This is a genomic window from Spirochaeta cellobiosiphila DSM 17781 (genome assembly GCF_000426705.1).
In the GTDB taxonomy this organism is placed as follows: Bacteria; Spirochaetota; Spirochaetia; order DSM-17781; family DSM-17781; genus Spirochaeta_E; species Spirochaeta_E cellobiosiphila.
Window position 1 is genome coordinate 133,668 of record NZ_AUFW01000018.1, and the last position, 16,812, is coordinate 150,479.

The window sequence follows — 16,812 nt, forward strand, 5'->3', positions numbered from 1 at the left end:
CTCCTCTAAAATAAGTTTAAGACTTTACCAACCGGTGAATTAAGAAATACTTCAAATCGAGAGCTAGCACCTTGTGATAAATATTTCTTCAACTTTGATACGTCTGTAATGTTGTCACCTGTAACAGCAAAGAGTATGGCACTACCATGCTTCACCTTACCCCATTTGAATAGAGTATTAATGTCATGAATACGTTCACCATCATACAATATAACGACATCAGTACCAGCATGACTGACCTTGTAGCTTTCAATAATACGTTTCCATGCTTCCACATTACCATTATGAAATAATTCATTAGTTACAGGTACAGCATAAGGACCAACCATTTTACTACCCTGTGGTGGAGGAGCAGTAGGAGAAGGAGCGGAAACGGAGGAAGAGGACTTAGTATTTGAGACTTCAACGGTAGGTGTTACAGAAACGGTTTCAACTACAGGAGTGGCTTTCTTTTTGCTAGTAGTCGATTTCGTACTGGCTCTCTTTTTATTTGTGCTAGAAGTAGTGACAGTCTTTGGTGCTGATACCTTTTTCATTTTAACTGGCGGTTCCTGCATAGCCTTAGTCGCATTTACTTTCTTTTTATCTAACAATTCAAGAAACTTTGATACAGCGCTTTCCAAAGCTTTAATATTTTTATTGTCTTCAAGCAGCTTTACATTTTTAGGACCAAAACCAAAATAAATAGTAACTAATTCAAATTTTTTTAATCCCCCAATTAACGGTAACTGCTTTGAATCTTTTGGGTTAATCAGTGTAGGTCCCAACTCGGGATGATGGTATACTAGTAGTAAATCAAATCTCTTCCAATTCTGAAAATTTTCAGCGAGAAAAGAAATATCATCATAATTTTCCTTTAGATTAACAGAAAGAACTTTGTACTGATATCTCTCTACGATAAGAGCTTTAAGTATTGGAAGAATTTGATTATTTTTAATTTCTACTTCTTTTGAAATATTGATGTAATCAGCGAGATTATAGCCTTCTTCAATAGAATTAACTAAGGATGACACTAATTTAAAGTGTCTTAGATTAGTATTAAAACTACTTCTAGAAGAAAGTTGTTCATAAGCATAGGCAGATGGAATCATTTCAACTCCTTACAAAGATGCCTCCCTTAGGGAGGCATTTCTTTAAGATTTTATTTAAAACTTAGATTTCCTGTAGACCATTATCATCAGATCTCTTTGGTCTTCCACGTCTTTTTCGATCAACTACACCTTTTCTTGATGAGTTTTTACGACTTGTCTTCTTAGGTGCTGTTACTTCAGACTCAGAAGGTTCTGCTAGAGCAGGAGAACTCTCACTTGGCGTATTTAGCATATCTAAATAATCACTACCAGCAGATTTTTTATCACCATCTTCATCTCCAGAATCTTCTTTAGGACCAAAAGATTGGGCAATGTCAGCACGGACAGTTGACCTACGTCTACTAAAGGAGGCAAATGCTGCATCCTGGAACCCTTTAGAGACACCATGCAAGAACTCATTAAGTACATTAGCCATCCCATCTAGAGTAGCCTTTTTACGCTTGATAGAAGTGATATCTACATCTAGCAATAATCCAGGCTGTATATGGTATGGATTTATCATATAATCGAACCTATGGAATTCATTTTCTAAAAAGGTAAGCCTTTCTTCCATAACACGTCTTTGGACAGGATACCTAAAAGAATACATAGACTGTAATTTATCTTTCATTAGGATTAATCGTTTTTTGATTTTGTCCTTTTCAAATAAATAAGTCCGATTCATTTTTTCGACTTCTGTATCACCAGGTCTTACAAAAGAAATCTCATCCCAAGTTTTTTCGATATCCTCGTATACAGGATCACCTGAAATATCTTTTATTTTCTTCTGAATCTTCTTGCGATATTTATGGCTTAAGTCTTTAAAATCAACAACGCCCTTCATGAACTTAGAATCTTCATAGATCATGTTCAGAACATCCCAAAGATGTTGAACCTCGACTTCAAAAGACTTGATCTGAACGTCGTATGCTCTTCTTTCTTCGATTAACTGAGCATTATCATAATATTTGAGTTTAACTTGATATCTTTCATCAGGTAACTTAGATATATCCTTGTCTTCGTACTCTCTAATAACTAATTCACGAGCATTTTTAAGGTTCTCAATGAATTGATAACCCATTTTTGATGTATCAAGTATACTGGTGATAGAGTTTACAGCAGTGTTGTATCCTCTGTTACGGATATTTTCGATATCAATGATCTTCTTCAAGTTTTCTCGAACATTCAATTGATCAAATTCAGAAGGGTCTATTTCCGCTCTTAATCCTTCAACTCGTTTCATTAAAGATTGAGCTAAAATTGAATATCTTTTAGATTTTGGAGAATCCTTTTCATCATCTGTATAATTTTCAACACGATTCAATTTTTCAAAAAGGATTTCGGAATCATTCATTTCCTCTTTCCCTTCATCCATTAAAGAATCTTTTAACACATCAATTTCTCTATCTATCTGATCAATGATGTGCTTGGAAATTAATTCTTTAATTAAGAATTCTACTGTAACTTGATAATGAAATATGGGACTGATTAACTCAGAATCTAATATATTTACTGATAGCTTAACATCAGTAACTGTTTTTGGCTTATAGGCATTATCCTGGAAAGCACACTTAGTGATTGAATAAGCATTCTCACCCCGGATAAAAGCCCCAACATCTGTTTTCTGACGAAGTAAAGAGTTTGTGACATTTTCGAGATCATTCATACCTCGCTGGATGTGACCTTGTAAGTGGCCATACATATTGATAATAGATTTCTCTATTTCACCAGTATTGAACTTGTCTGCACCACCAACTTGATCCAATAACTCTGAAATTTCTTTTGGTGTGTATCGAGCAAGAGCTTTAGCTTCCTCTTTATCAATAAAGTTACGAACCTTTTTAACCATTTCATCTTCTGATGTTACAATAAAACGGTTAAACATGTTCTGATAGTTTTGATTAAAATAATTATATAGCTTTTCTTTTAATCCACCCATCACATCCAGTCTTTCCAGAACCTCTGAGGGAAGCTTTGTGTTGATGTGATTCATAACCTTATCAACTTCTTCCTCCAAAAGTACGTCGACTTCCAGCTGTTGATCTCTATATTCTTGTGCCAATGAGTTTCTTGAACCGACAGCACTGGGCTTTTCCGGGTGGAAAACGTTTGGACTTTTAGGTAAGTCAATGCTTCCCATATCATACTCCTTAGGAAATTTTCTTTCTCATTAAGATTATTGCTAAGCATGGAAAAAAAGTAAAGTAAGTTTTTTTTTATTTTAATTTTTTTTCATGAGGGATTTTTATTTGCTTTTCTTTTTATCTTTAATTCTTCTATAATAAGATCTATGAGAAAAGCTTTTATCTATCTATTTGTCACCTTTTTTGTTTGCCTTTCCTATGCTGATGACAGGGATTCTAATTTAGATTTATACATAGTTATGGACAAATCCCTATCAATGGAAGAAGAAATCGACCAGGTCAAAGAGTATATTGAAAGTTTTCTAATCGACAAACTGCTAATACCTGGAGATAAACTCTATCTTGTCCCTTTCTATGGAGAGGCTTATCCTCTTTTTGATGGACAAGAAGTTACATCTAATAATTATAATGTTATAAAGAACAAAATAACGGCCATTAAAGCAAACGGGCAGTATACAGATATTGGGAATGCTTTGGATAAACTTAATACGATAGTAGATAAAAGCTCCACTAATAGAAAATATTTCCTCCTATTAACGGACGGAAAACAGGAAGCTCCCCCTGAAAGTCAATATTATAGCCCTGATGGGACTTACAACCATCCTTTCCTGGATAATATTAGAATTATACGCGACCAAGGTTGGAAAGTTATAGTATTAGGATTAGGTTCTGATGAAGATGCAAAGGAATTAGCAGAACAATTATCTGCAGGGTATTCTTCCTTTGCAGACGCCACAAAAACAGATCCTTCAGATTTTGTTGGGATATTTCAATTAAAAGATAGTCCTGAATTAAAAATATATAAAGATAAGGCTCATTTAATTCTATCCATTGAAGGAGAAGGAATGGATAGTCCTAAAAGCATAAATATCGATAAGATCATTGCTGAAGATGAAAACAACAATACATTTACTATTTTAGAATCTTATGAAACAGCATTACTGGATCCCAATAAAATGATTGACCTAGATATTGACATTGATGTCAGCAAAGTAGCAGGGAAATTCAATGCCAACAACAATTACTCTCTTAGACTTTCTTTTTTAGGACAACAGCAAATAGTACCATCCGTCTACCCCTTGGTTGTCACTAACATTGCAAGTGATACAAAATCAACAATTTCAGAAAGTGAAAAGTCTACTCAAAGTTCAGAATCTCGAAATAATTTAGCCTTGTTTATTATATTAGGTCTCCTCCTTGTTATAATAATCGTCTTTATTATTCTTGTGATTAAAAACAGAGTACCTTCGGATGATGAAAAGAAAAGGAAAAAAGTTATAGATGGAGATACTGAATAAACAACAAAAAAAGTTAATAGATTTTTTATTAGAAAATGACAACTATATCATTGCTGGTCATGAGTCTCCTGACGGAGATGCCCTTGGGGCAGCCTATGGTCTGTATTGTATTCTAAAGCGATTAGGAAAAGACGTTCATATAAGAAACAATGACGAAGCACCTGCAAAATTGACTTTCTTTGATAATGATAAATGTATAAAAAGCTGGAACGATAGTCCCTTATCAAAAGATTACTTAATGAAAAGTCATCTTTTGATAGTTGATACAAATGATCTGGAAAACATAGGTCTATTGGGTAAAGATTATCATAAATATTTTAAAGGAACCTTTATCATTGATCACCATGAACATCCCCTTCCCCATTGTGATTTTCAATTAATCGACAGTGCAGCCTCAAGTACATCTGAAATGATTTTTTATCTAGCAGAAAAAATGAATATTTCATTGCCATTAGAAGCTGCAAAAGGTCTATTCCTAGGCATAATGTACGATACAGGCTCTTTTATTTATCCCAAAACCAGTGCAAAAACTTTTTATGCTGCTGAACAACTACTCAAAAGGGGAGTTATTCCTTATGAAGTTTATACGGTTTTATGGGAGAGTAATACGATCGCTTTTCTAAAATTGCAATCAAAAGTCTTATCAACATTACAGTTACTATACAATAATAGAGTTTCTTTACTAGTGATGACAAAGGAAGATCTGCTATCCTGCAGCGCTCAGTTTAATGAAGCGGACCATTTAATAAATATTCCTCTGAAAAGTCGTGACATCATTATAAGTGTGTTTTTTAAAGAAAATGAAGAAGGTTTATTGAGATGCTCATTACGCTCAAAAGGTAACGTTAATGTCGCCGATATAGCCCAATCATTCGGAGGTGGCGGTCATAAGAATGCTGCCGGCTTCAAATGTAACCATCCTCTTGATGAAATTAAGCAAAAAGTGTTAGATAGTGTATCATTGCTCTTAGATTGAGAGGCTTATTATTGCGTTCTACTATTTTAATTTTTCTTATTACAATTCTGATGGCCTGTTCTCAAAATAGTCAGACAGATGATCAAAATGATTTGAATAATAATACAATAACAACAGATATTGATAATATAGAAGACAGTCCTGTCCTTATAGACAATGATAATGATAATTTACTACCGTCAGATGAATCCATCCTTCTTAGTTATAGTGTAAATTTAGATCTGGACCCCTATGAGGAGCAAGTAAAAATAACGATAAAACCTTCAAGACATGATACACCAATAAAATTATGGGTTATAGATTACGATAATGTAAGGCAAAAATCACAAATATCCTATTCTAGTTATTTGGCAGCTACAAGTAAGGATGACATTACTGTTGAATTTGAAGATTTACTTGGAGATTTCTCCTTAGAAATCATAGCAAGAGGAACAAGTACAAACTCAACGAGAACTATGGATGTATGGAAAAAAAATAGTAATGCCTCTCCATCAACCGACTATTCTAAAATTTTTACGATTACAACAGAAGGTAGCATTAATATTGATCGGAAAGAAAGAAGTAAGGGATATACAGAAGGACAGAAACCAGGAATTAGTTTTCCCATAGAAATATTAGAAAAAGCTAATAAAGAAGCAGATAATTTTGACTTAATGAAAAGGACTTATTACTGGAGATATAATCAAGATAAATATGCTTTATCCAAGGAAGAACAATTATCAGGTCAACAAATTGAAGCTCAACACTTAAAAGAATTATATAGAGCAAACGCTACTGAATATATGACCTATCTATCAGGGATATGGGTCAACCCTAATACAAACCGACAGATATTCATTGATAATACATCAAATGGTATTTCTTTTATTGGCGATTCTTTACAAGAAATATACTCCATAAATCGTAAATACAAAGGGATATATAATCTAATTGAATTATATGGAGACAATGAATTACTCTCTAATGTACAAAAATATATTACTGTTAGTCTTAATGATTTAAATAGTATAACGATGAAAGTTGAAGAAATAGACGGATGGAAACGAACTCCTGATGAAGTATGGTCCGGAATGTATCAGAGACCTGATACAAAACCAGCCCCAATTGATCAGCTTCCTCATCCTAGTGGCTCCTATAGTAACTCTCTGGGTTTACAAATCTTTTTTGACTTTCCACACTTCAGTATGACTCAGAATAATCATGATACAGTAACTGGAATAGCAAATATATTTAAACTCAATGATGATCTTGTTCTACAATTGAAGGAAATAAAGCAAAATGGAACAGAAGGGGTTCAATTTGCCTATAAATTAAAATATGAAGAATCCTCTGACAAATATAAAGAGATACGGACAATCATTTTACAGGAAGGCAATCTTACTACATCAGGGATGAAGTTATATGATGATACCCCACTACGCTTGGAGCAAATAGAAATATTTGGGGAACTAAGGTAATATCAAATATTCAATATTATTATTGCTAAGGACATTTACACTTTCATTAAGTTTATTATCGATTACTTTGATCATTACCTTGTAAAAAGAATTACTTTGTCTAAGCTCTGGTACGAAACCTAACTTCTTAAGAGTATTAATCATTAAGTCAGCATAATTTTTATGACTATAGACCCCAACTTGAATTATTACTTGATTGGAATGAACTGATGAATCAAACTCCTGTCCTAAAAGAAAAAAGGGAGTGTTACTATTCATCAAGCTATTATTAACATAAGAACCTCTTACTATATTAATCAAGTCACTACGGCCCTTTAGTTGACCATCTAGCAAATTTAAGTCTTGCTCAGAAATATCTGTACCTAAATAGACTCTATGTAACAATACCTGATACCAATATCTTTCTTTTTTATAGGTATTATATAATTCCAACCAAACTAACTCAGACTTAGAATAGTCAGGTATCAAATCATATATTTGGGCTTCAGCAACCTTTGACTGCTCATCTTGATGAGTAGTTAGAGAAGAGATCTTTTCTTGATAATTAGTATCCCCAAAGAGAGGAAAAGAGAGTATCAATGGAAAAAATAAAAGATACCTACTTCGGCTCATCTTCCTTTACCTTTTTCGTGCTCTTAACTTTATGCTTGAAAGTAAAGGGTATCATAATTATGCCACCGAACAAAAATGAAAAAAACAAGGCAATAAACACAGGAACATTTTGAAAAACATAAAATCCAAAGGAAATATTAACACGATTCTCCAAATTCAAAGCTATAAAGATAATAATGACTCCTAGAGATATAAAAAACATAAACATACGCCAAGGCATTATCAGCCTCCTTTTCATCTTTCTACTTAATTATAGTATAACTCTTTATAGCCTCTTCTCCTTGATAAGAAACTAAGAATTCACTAATAGTTTTATCGTACTCAGCGGTGTGATTGAAAGTCTCTTTAGCTAGTTCAAACCGCGTGTTAAAAGAAAGACCTCCCTTATTCTCAGTTAATTCTTTAAGGATATTATTATACTTGGAGGGATTACAAACAGAAGCTACTCGTAAATAATTCTTGGCTGAAGCTCTAAGCATTGTAGGGCCACCAATATCAATATTTGAACGAGCTTCTTCTATAGTTACCTTTTCTTTGGCAATAGTTTGCTGAAAAGGATACAAATTAACGACAACCATATCAAAGATAACAGCATTCTGCTTTCGAATATCATTTACATGATCTTCATTATAGGTCTCACTCAACAACCCTAAATATATCTTGAAATCAAGTGTTTTGACTAAACCGCCTTGCATTTCAGGTTGTCCTGTGTATTCTGAAACAGATACTAGGTTATTGGAATGTCTATCTCCTAATATTTCTTTAATTTTAGAATACGTGCCACCTGTACTATATATTTTAATATCCTTATTCACCATTATAAGACCCTCTATTAGTACATCAAGATGGCTCTTATCAGATACTGAAATAAGAACATTTTTTACTTTAACAGTATCATCAATTTTATCTACAATATTCACACTCATCTCCTATCAAATGTAATTTCTGCTGACTTAATAGTGTTAAATAACAACATGGTAATAGTCATAGGACCAACTCCACCAGGAACAGGAGTTAAAACGGAAGCCTTATTAAGCATTCCTTCAAAATCAACATCCCCTACTAATCGATATCCTTTTGCCTTAGTACTATCTTCGACCCTGTTAACACCAACATCAATTATGACGACTCCATCAGATACCATGTCAGAAGTAAGCATTTGAGGAACACCTACAGCAGCAATAATAATATCCGCTCTCTTCGTGAAATCTGATAAGTTCTTAGTTCTGCTATGACAAATGGTGACTGTTGCATTGCCTGTGGGAGTCTTCTGAATGAGTAATTGTGATAAAGGAGAGCCCACAATATGACTCCGCCCAATAATGACGATATTCTTCCCTTCAGTCGAGATATCAACACTTTCTAACATTTTAATAACACCATGGGGAGTACAGGGAATAAAGGTATCCTGTCCTAACATTAATTTACCTAAACTATTAGGATGAAAACCATCCACATCTTTATTCGGATCAATAGTCTCAATAATAGTACTTTCATTAATGTGTTTTGGTAACGGTAATTGCACTAAAATACCATGGACGGACTCATCCCTGTTTAATTCCTCAATAAGGAGAACCAATTCCTCTTCAGATGTAGTACTCGAAAGCTTATAGTCTCTGCTTAAAATACCAACATCTCCACAGGCTTTTTCTTTTCCCCTAACATAAGATTGACTTGCGGGATCATCCCCCAGAATAATGACAGCTAAACAGGCTGTAATACCCTTTTCTTTCAAAGCCGAGACTCTATTAGCAACATCATGACGAATATTTTGTGCTAATGCTTTACCGTCTATAATTATTGTAGACATTTTGTTACCTCCTAGCTGTTGATGTATTTTTATCATAGAAGAGGCATACAGGCAACGTCTCTTTTTCAGTATAATGAGGTTGGATTTTATTGAAAAAAGAGATAGTGTTAAGCTTATGCAATTACAAATTAAGGATTTATTGTAAATGAGAAAGACTCACTTTAGAATTCTGTTATTAATACTTGTATTGTTTCCCTCAATGTTATTTGCAGTAGATGATGACAGGATGGAAGAAACTTACGTACTAGGCAACAGAACTTTTTCAATTAATTTAGGAGCAGGAGTTCCCCTGTTCTTTCAGGACTTCGATGGTAAATCTTATTCTGCGAATCTAGATTTAGGAATGCATGGTTCTCTGGAAATGGATTTTTTTCTAAATAACTATTTTAGAACAGGTATCTCCATTGGTGGAATGATTAGCGGGGGTCCCAATGATGATAATTTATATATGGTGCCCATTGTCTGGGAAAATATCTATGAACTAAGAAGATACCCCTTTTTAATCCCCCTTTCTTTGGGTATTGGAATGAACGTAAGTCAGTATAAGGATATTACTCAAAAGGACCTTATTGTAAAACCTGGACTCGGAGCTTACTATTACATCAATTCTGAATGGGCCTTTGGTTTAGATCTAGATTACTGGTGGGTTCCGCAAATCTATAATCGTGACGATATAAGTAATGATCAAAGTCGTATAGGAAATTTCCTAGGTGTAACAATCGGCGCCCTTTACCACTTTTAAGGAATCACAAAATGAAGAAATATTTTTATATAACAATTATTTTTACAACTTTTATTTTATATAGCTGTAATGATGGGAGTGTAGGTTTATTTTATCAGATCGAAGAAGAAGAAACTCTTGCTGACAGTATCTTTGGTAATCCAGCTTCCATTGAGGACATGTTGGAATATACAGATGGAACGGCAAATCGCGCTTTTTTCGTAAGCTCTGGAACACGTCTTTATCGAAAAACGACAAACGGTAACTGGATCAAGGACACACCAAGTGATAAATATCCTATGGGTGGTCCTCTAGCAAGTTATAACAACGATATTTATGTAATAGCGAAGAATAAAGATGCTCAAACACAGTTATTAAAGAAATCAAATATAACAGGAACTTGGACAGCTATTGTTGACTATAAATCACTTTTAGGTAGTGGAGAGTATCTAAGTCACATGTATGAAATGTCTAATGGAATTTATTTTGTAAGCTATAATCCTAACAATACAAACGATCAAAACAATACTGTCATATACTATAATGGATCTAGTTTTACTCCTGTCACTTTTTCAGGAAATACTCCAGCCAATATTCTTGGATTCTTTTATGATACAACCAATTATTATATAGTTACTAAAAATGGTTATGTATCTAGCACTGTAGCAACAAGTTTTGATACATCTACTTCTTTTAAAGAATTTGGTTATACAATTAACGATGTGTCTCAGAGTACCTTTGACGGTTCTTTTCTAGTGGCAGGCGGAGACAAGGGAATTGTTTCGTTTTACAACAATGGTAATGACACATGGACAAAGCAAGTTATTAATACAGGATATGACTATAACCGACCCTATGTATATAATAATTATCTTCTATTACCCAGCGACAAAGGTTATATGTTAATAAGTGGCGTCATTAACTCTTTTAAAAGCTATTACCCAGATGATGAGATCTTAGGAGACTACAACTCCTATTTAACAGCTGACTTAGATGATACAGAAAGCCGTTTTTTTGCTGAGTTTAATGGGACGCTCTATCTAGGAGCTTATAATCTTGGATTATGGCACATAAAATCTGGTAATTGGAATCAGGATTAAAAAATGGTTCAATAAAAAAGGTTGGATTTTTTTCCAACCTTTTTTTATTTAAAACTCTTCTGCCCCTATATCAGGAATATGTGTTGAACCATCAGGTCTTACATCTTGATGCCAGTCTAAATCTAATAAGGGACCTTCATAAGTTATGCCACCATTAACGCTATCTGAATCAGAACGCAAATGATAGATACTATTTTTGGACAGTATACCATTGGTGAAAGTACTATTAAAGTTCTGGTTTATATTGCTATCTACATGCCCACCAAAAGCCTCATCATCCCAACGGTTTAAATCATCTATATTTAATAATTTATTATTTAATTCTATTATATTCCAATCACTTATGTTGTTATTTTTAATCTGTAAATCTTTTGTATCTACTATATCAAAAGCAGTAGACGATCCATTATTGCCCATATAGATATTATTAATGATATGTAATTGGGTAACATCATGAGACTGTAGACCAATAACCTTTCTATAATTTTGAACATAGATTGTATTATTTATCAACTTTACAGAATCTCTTTTAAAATTAAACAGATTAATCATAGAACTCTGATCCAGGTTGACAAAAGAATTTACCATATATACCTGAGAAGAATAAGAAGAGATAAGATTGAAAAAATCTACATTCTTTCCTCCATTAAAGGAAGATCTATTAATAGTAAGATTTGATTTATTCAAATCTATCCATCTTTGATTCATCACCTCGTTTGACACATATTGATTATTAGATAGATCAACAGTTGTACCTGAAACTTTAATAGCCGTACTATTACTCATATCTTTATTCATAAATAAAGAGGAATTTATAGAAAGTTGAGAATCACTTAGGAGAATCCCATTGTGCACCCCTTTAGCATTGCTTTGATTAAGGCGTGATTCCTCAATGCTTATGGAGGTATTAAAACCTTTTATAATATTACCTGTATTAGTATGATTTGTTGTAATTTGACTACTTGCAATGGAAAGGGATCCCTTATTCAACAAAGAAAACAAAGTAAATTGTCCAACCTTTTCCAGTTCGAAGCGAGAGTCAGACACAATGACCTCAACATCCCCTAATTGAAAGACATCATCCATCTCTTGTGAATTTGTAATAACAAAATGACTATTTTTAATGTCTATCCGACCACCAGTAGCCACAAGAAAGTGATCATATTCAGGAGAATCCATCACATATTGATAATCCTTAAAGATTATTGATCCAGAAGACATATTATACAGATATTCAACACTCTTTTTTTTCAGTTTAAAATCAAGATTCTGTACAGTTAAATTTCCTCCCTTCACCTCAAATAGTGCTCGTGAAGTCTTAAAATATGGACCTGTTATGAGTGTGGAGGATTCAGAGGTATCAAACCAGTTAGAGACATCTAAACCGCCGCGGATATAGAAATTATCTTTAGTTATTTGAAAGGGCTTGTTTAATACAAATTCACCCTTACTAAGAAATATTGCCGATTTACCCGTATCTCTAATAATGGCGAGAGCCTTATCAATAGATCGCACTGGATAATCTCTTGTACCATTATTATCATCCTGTCCTGTTACAGAAACATAAACAATTGCTCTATCAATTGAAAAGTCGATATTTCTCATATCGCTCTTGTTCTTTGCTTGATCTATGGCATAATATTTTAACTGGTATTCAGCAATTACCCCCTTGTCAACATTCACATAAAAGGGTTCTTTATAGACCTGTTCTGTCTCCTCACCTGTCGTGGTATTGGTGAGAACATAATGAATATCTCCATTACCTTTGAGCTCAATTCTCACTTCCTGGCTATAAATGCCTTTATCTTCAACACCTTCTACAATAGGTGTTGAGGGAGGTAGTCTATCGATAGTAAAACTAACTTGCTTAATATCACCAATTGTTTTATTTGTTTTCAAAAGTATAGGTTGAAGTAGAAGTTTAAAACTTTTTGATTCTCCTGGATTAACATCTATATCCAGCTTATCTTTCATAAGAGGAGAATATTCCGATACGCTAACATCCTTCATATCAGATAAAAACAACTCATAGCGAAAACCAATTTCAGGATTTGTGGCTCTTAATGTTATCCCAGTATTACTAATATCTCCGTCCTGAACACCTTCCAAAGGGAGTTCATTGATTTGTTTGGAACTAATCATAAAGGTTTGAGGAGAGCCCTTTCTTCCATTTGGCAACTGGGAATACGCTTCAATATATCGATCGCGAATATTTTCCAAGGAGAATACAAGGGTTTCTTGTACTGGCTGATAATCAGAATCTCCTTGAACACGATAGTATATCAATTGATCATCATTACTATTGAAAGATATTCCCACTTTGTCACCATAATATATGATACTAGGAGGATTAACAGGTTGAGGTAATCTTCCATCTAATACAATGGTAGAAGATCTTGAGGTAGGACTCTTATTCCCACTATTTTCAACAAAGAAAGACTCAACTTGTAATTGCTCAATATTATCTGTGGGATAAGAAATAATGAGAGGGCTATTGTACAAACGGAAAGGTTCATTCTCTGATTTGGTATAACGATAATAAAGCTTTCCCTCTGAGGCTCCACTTATTGCGACTGATACGGCTTCCTCTGTGTGAGATAATGTGATATCAGGAGGTAAGGGAATCGTCTTATCAATTGTGATGTGATAAACCCTCTGCTCTGTTTGTATATTACCTGCTTTGTCCCTCACAGCAACACGTAAGAAATAATGGGTATCCTCATTATCAACACCAATAAGAGATATACTGTTTGTATAGATATTTCCCTTTTCTAGAGGATTACTCAATGATTCTTCCGTAGAGGCAAGACTATAGAAAATAAGATCACCCGTTTCTACACTACTCATCTCGAGTTCAAAATCTTTATTAGTAACATAACTTTGATCGGGAACGTTAATCTGAGGAAGTTCGGGAATCGATCTATCAACCTCAAATTTTATATCTTTAATAGAGCTGGGTTCGTAGTCTTCCCTAAAAGCTTTGAACTTATACCAGTAGTTCTTTCTTTGATTAAGATCAGTTCTAATGCTGATTTGCCCGTTATACTGTAAAGAATCGACACTGGGAGTATCAGGTTCCGTACCATCATCAGTAAAATTGTATCTTATAACTGTGTTTTGTCCGGTACTGCTCAAGAATAAAGATAAAACTTCTTTATTATAGACCCCACCATCCTGTACTCCCTTAATATCCGTAATACTAGGGTTGCGGTTATCGATGGTGATAATATGTTCGTTACTTACTTGGCTTTTATTGTCATTGTCATCAATACTATAAGCCTTTATATGGTATTCATTAAACTTCAAACTTGGAGTGTTCAAGGAAAAAGGTGACACATAGGGTAACGTTTTTTCGCTCTTACCGTCATTAATGATCAGAAAAAGTTTCCCCTGTCCAGTTAAATTAATGGTTCTTCCTATAACAGAAATACTAGGTGTAGAATAAGGTTTATTATTTAGTTGAGCTTCAATAGAACTTTGAAGGACTTGATCTGCCTCTTCTGCTCTAAATTGAAAGGTAATATTTTTAGCATATCCAAGGGGAATCTTAAAATCAATATTCTTAGTAAAAGGTATGTATCCACTATCTTCATCATTAGAAATAAAACGAACAAAAAGAGAATCCAGTTTGCTTAGCTTATTGAGAGTATATCTGCCCTGGTCACCCCTTTCAAAAGAAGCTAACTCTTGATCGTCAATAACCTTCAATGGAGGTATTTGTTCCTTCACAACTTCTGTTCTTCTACCCTCAGAATACTGAGCATAGAACTGAATGTCATGAGACACCCCATCTACGGTAATATCCAGAGGGGTCTTATAGATTTGATAACCCTTATTATCCAAATTGAAAAAAATACGACTACCAGGATGACCAATTATATTAAGAAATACTTCATTATTACTTAGCCATGTCTTATCGAGATAAGGTTTAACATAATCCCTATCGTCAACAATAAAAAAGTATCGATGAACAGGGCCAAAGCGATTATCTGACTTTTTAACTTTAAAGGAAAAAGGCGTATAGTATAAGGCCTTATTATGCTTAGGTATATTAATGGGACTTGTAAAAGAATAATAGTTATTATCTGAACTATCAGAAAAGGAATAAAATATTTGCCCCTTAATCTTAGACATATCCAGATCAATCTTATGATTATAAACACCGCTATCGAATGACACAGGCTCTTCAATTGCTGTATTAACTTTATATAAAACTTCTTTTCGAATAAGCTGTTGATTTGAAATGGTCATCCCAACAACTTTCAAACGAACTAGGCCAATTTCATCCAGCATTATAGGTTCATTATAGAATAAGCCATTTTTCTCTGGGTCTGTATTATCAGTGGTATATTTAATCCATTCAAAATTAGAATGGTCTATGTATAGCAATTGTGCATTAACATAATCCCCCTGCACGGGGCTGAGAATATTAAGATCAGAACTTAAAGAAACAGCTTTTATATTATATCTTAACTTGATCAAATCACTTTTATTGCCCGAAGAAGAACTATAAACCAGTAATTCATATAGTTTCTCCCCATGGGAGGGAGCTTTTAATTGAAGGCTTTCTCCGTTCTTTAAGTAATGGAGATCATCGTTATTACTATTTATAGTGTAATAGAGGCCTAACGGATTAGGAGCAAAGCGAAGTTCTTGGTCCCCCCAATAAGTACCTGAAGTTAATAAAGGGATAGGAGCTTGGGGAAGACTACGATCAATCACATATTTATGGCTAATTATTGTTGATTCTAATTTTGCATAAACGTTGTAAGAACGCTTTTCACCGATAGCAGCACTTAAGTTAATGGGGCCAACATATCGGTAAAAAGGACCATCCTTATCAAAACTATATTTTACATTACCATAGTCCTGATTTGCCGTTTCAATGATTAAAGTTTGGTTATCTCTGTAGATTCCCTCTTTGACACTAAAATTAATGTCATCATTTTCCTGAGCAAAAAGTAAAGTGCTTGAGAGTAATAAAACTGTAACCAAACTTCGTATTTTCATGATTATTCACCGAGGAAGTCGAATACCTCTCTTAATTTTTCATCTTTACTAAAGTAATTTTTTTCTAATTCATCCCTTGTTAAACCTACTAGCTCATGACTCATGTAGTGAATCCATTTATCTTCTTCTGGTTTCTCAATTATATGTTTACGACAATAGAAATCAGGATGTATTGGTTGCTGTAACTTCCCTTCAGTAAATATCTTATAATCATGAACAGCGACTTTAATATCTTCACGAGGGATGCCCTTCTCAAGGATGATATTAACTAAATGATTAATGGTATTACCGGAGTCAAAAATATCATCAACTAATAAGATCTTATCCCCATGTCTTAGATGATCAGGACTATAAGTCCAACCATCTACATGAATACCTTCTTGTTGTCTGATATCAGTGTATGAACGAGCTACAACTGCAGCATAGAATATAGGACGTTCCCCTTTACGGGCTATTTTAAAGTACTCACTTAGAATATTCCCCATATAAGCTCCGCCTCGTAGACTTACATAGATAACATCAGGGACAAAACCACTCTTTATTATTTGATGTCCTAACTTTAATGTGTTATTCCTCATTTGATCATATGACAGAAAGTCTTTATGCATTTAATA

General features: G+C 33.9%; 13 protein-coding genes. 5 read left to right on the plus strand and 8 right to left on the minus strand.

The window, feature by feature from the left end; genetic code table 11:
• Positions 1–5: 5 nt before the first annotated feature.
• On the minus strand, positions 6–1,091 hold the full coding sequence (locus K345_RS0104395; RefSeq protein ID WP_028973145.1) for a hypothetical protein: 1,086 nt from the start codon (positions 1,089–1,091) through the stop codon (positions 6–8).
• 61 nt (positions 1,092–1,152) lie between these two features.
• A complete protein-coding gene (gene cfpA / locus K345_RS0104400; protein ID WP_028973146.1) occupies positions 1,153–3,210 on the minus strand; it encodes a cytoplasmic filament protein CfpA in 2,058 nt (685 codons plus the stop codon).
• Positions 3,211–3,360: 150 nt separating this feature from the next.
• Between cfpA and K345_RS0104405 the strand changes: the two genes are divergently transcribed.
• From K345_RS0104405 to K345_RS0104415, 3 genes are read left to right on the plus strand one after another with little or no spacing between them, the layout of a single operon-like run.
• Positions 3,361–4,512: a vWA domain-containing protein gene (locus K345_RS0104405; protein ID WP_028973147.1), complete on the plus strand. Its 1,152-nt coding sequence runs from the start codon at positions 3,361–3,363 to the stop codon at positions 4,510–4,512.
• On the plus strand, positions 4,496–5,488 hold the full coding sequence (locus tag K345_RS0104410) for a DHH family phosphoesterase (protein WP_028973148.1): 993 nt from the start codon (positions 4,496–4,498) through the stop codon (positions 5,486–5,488). The genes K345_RS0104405 and K345_RS0104410 overlap by 17 nt, the downstream gene beginning before the upstream one ends.
• 11 nt (positions 5,489–5,499) lie before the next feature.
• Complete coding sequence (locus K345_RS0104415) at positions 5,500–6,945, plus strand: pallilysin-related adhesin (RefSeq protein WP_028973149.1); 1,446 nt, start codon at positions 5,500–5,502, stop codon at positions 6,943–6,945.
• On the opposite strand, the gene K345_RS0104420 is transcribed toward K345_RS0104415, so the two are convergent.
• Genes K345_RS0104420 through folD form a run of 4 tightly spaced genes read right to left on the minus strand, consistent with a single transcriptional unit; the run spans position 6,937 to position 9,367 of the window.
• On the minus strand, positions 6,937–7,557 hold the full coding sequence (locus tag K345_RS0104420; protein WP_156888300.1) for an SPOR domain-containing protein: 621 nt from the start codon (positions 7,555–7,557) through the stop codon (positions 6,937–6,939). The two genes, K345_RS0104415 and K345_RS0104420, sit on opposite strands and share 9 nt — an antisense overlap.
• Positions 7,544–7,777, minus strand: coding sequence for a DUF1049 domain-containing protein (locus tag K345_RS19720; RefSeq protein WP_053228061.1), 234 nt, complete (start codon positions 7,775–7,777; stop codon positions 7,544–7,546). The genes K345_RS0104420 and K345_RS19720 overlap by 14 nt, the downstream gene beginning before the upstream one ends.
• A gap of 22 nt (positions 7,778–7,799) precedes the next feature.
• A complete protein-coding gene (locus K345_RS19725) occupies positions 7,800–8,477 on the minus strand; it encodes a hypothetical protein (protein WP_483852532.1) in 678 nt (225 codons plus the stop codon).
• A gap of 2 nt (positions 8,478–8,479) precedes the next feature.
• Positions 8,480–9,367 carry a bifunctional methylenetetrahydrofolate dehydrogenase/methenyltetrahydrofolate cyclohydrolase FolD gene (folD, locus tag K345_RS0104435; protein ID WP_028973151.1) on the minus strand — a complete coding sequence of 296 codons (888 nt, stop codon included), beginning with the start codon at positions 9,365–9,367 and terminating at the stop codon, positions 8,480–8,482.
• Between the two features lie 145 nt (positions 9,368–9,512).
• Between folD and K345_RS0104440 the strand changes: the two genes are divergently transcribed.
• Both K345_RS0104440 and K345_RS0104445 read left to right on the plus strand, forming a co-directional pair.
• Positions 9,513–10,109 (plus strand): TP0733 family outer membrane beta-barrel protein, encoded by a 597-nt coding sequence (locus tag K345_RS0104440; RefSeq protein WP_028973152.1) that lies wholly within the window; start codon positions 9,513–9,515, stop codon positions 10,107–10,109.
• 11 nt (positions 10,110–10,120) lie between these two features.
• Positions 10,121–11,188, plus strand: coding sequence for a hypothetical protein (locus K345_RS0104445; protein ID WP_028973153.1), 1,068 nt, complete (start codon positions 10,121–10,123; stop codon positions 11,186–11,188).
• A 48-nt stretch (positions 11,189–11,236) separates the two neighbouring features.
• Here the strand turns inward: K345_RS0104445 and K345_RS0104450 are convergent, their stop codons facing one another.
• Complete coding sequence (locus K345_RS0104450; protein ID WP_028973154.1) at positions 11,237–16,198, minus strand: FN3 associated domain-containing protein; 4,962 nt, start codon at positions 16,196–16,198, stop codon at positions 11,237–11,239.
• A gap of 2 nt (positions 16,199–16,200) precedes the next feature.
• Entirely contained in the window at positions 16,201–16,806 is a 606-nt protein-coding gene (locus tag K345_RS0104455) for a phosphoribosyltransferase (RefSeq protein WP_028973155.1), read from the minus strand.
• Between the last annotated feature and the right edge of the window lie 6 nt (positions 16,807–16,812).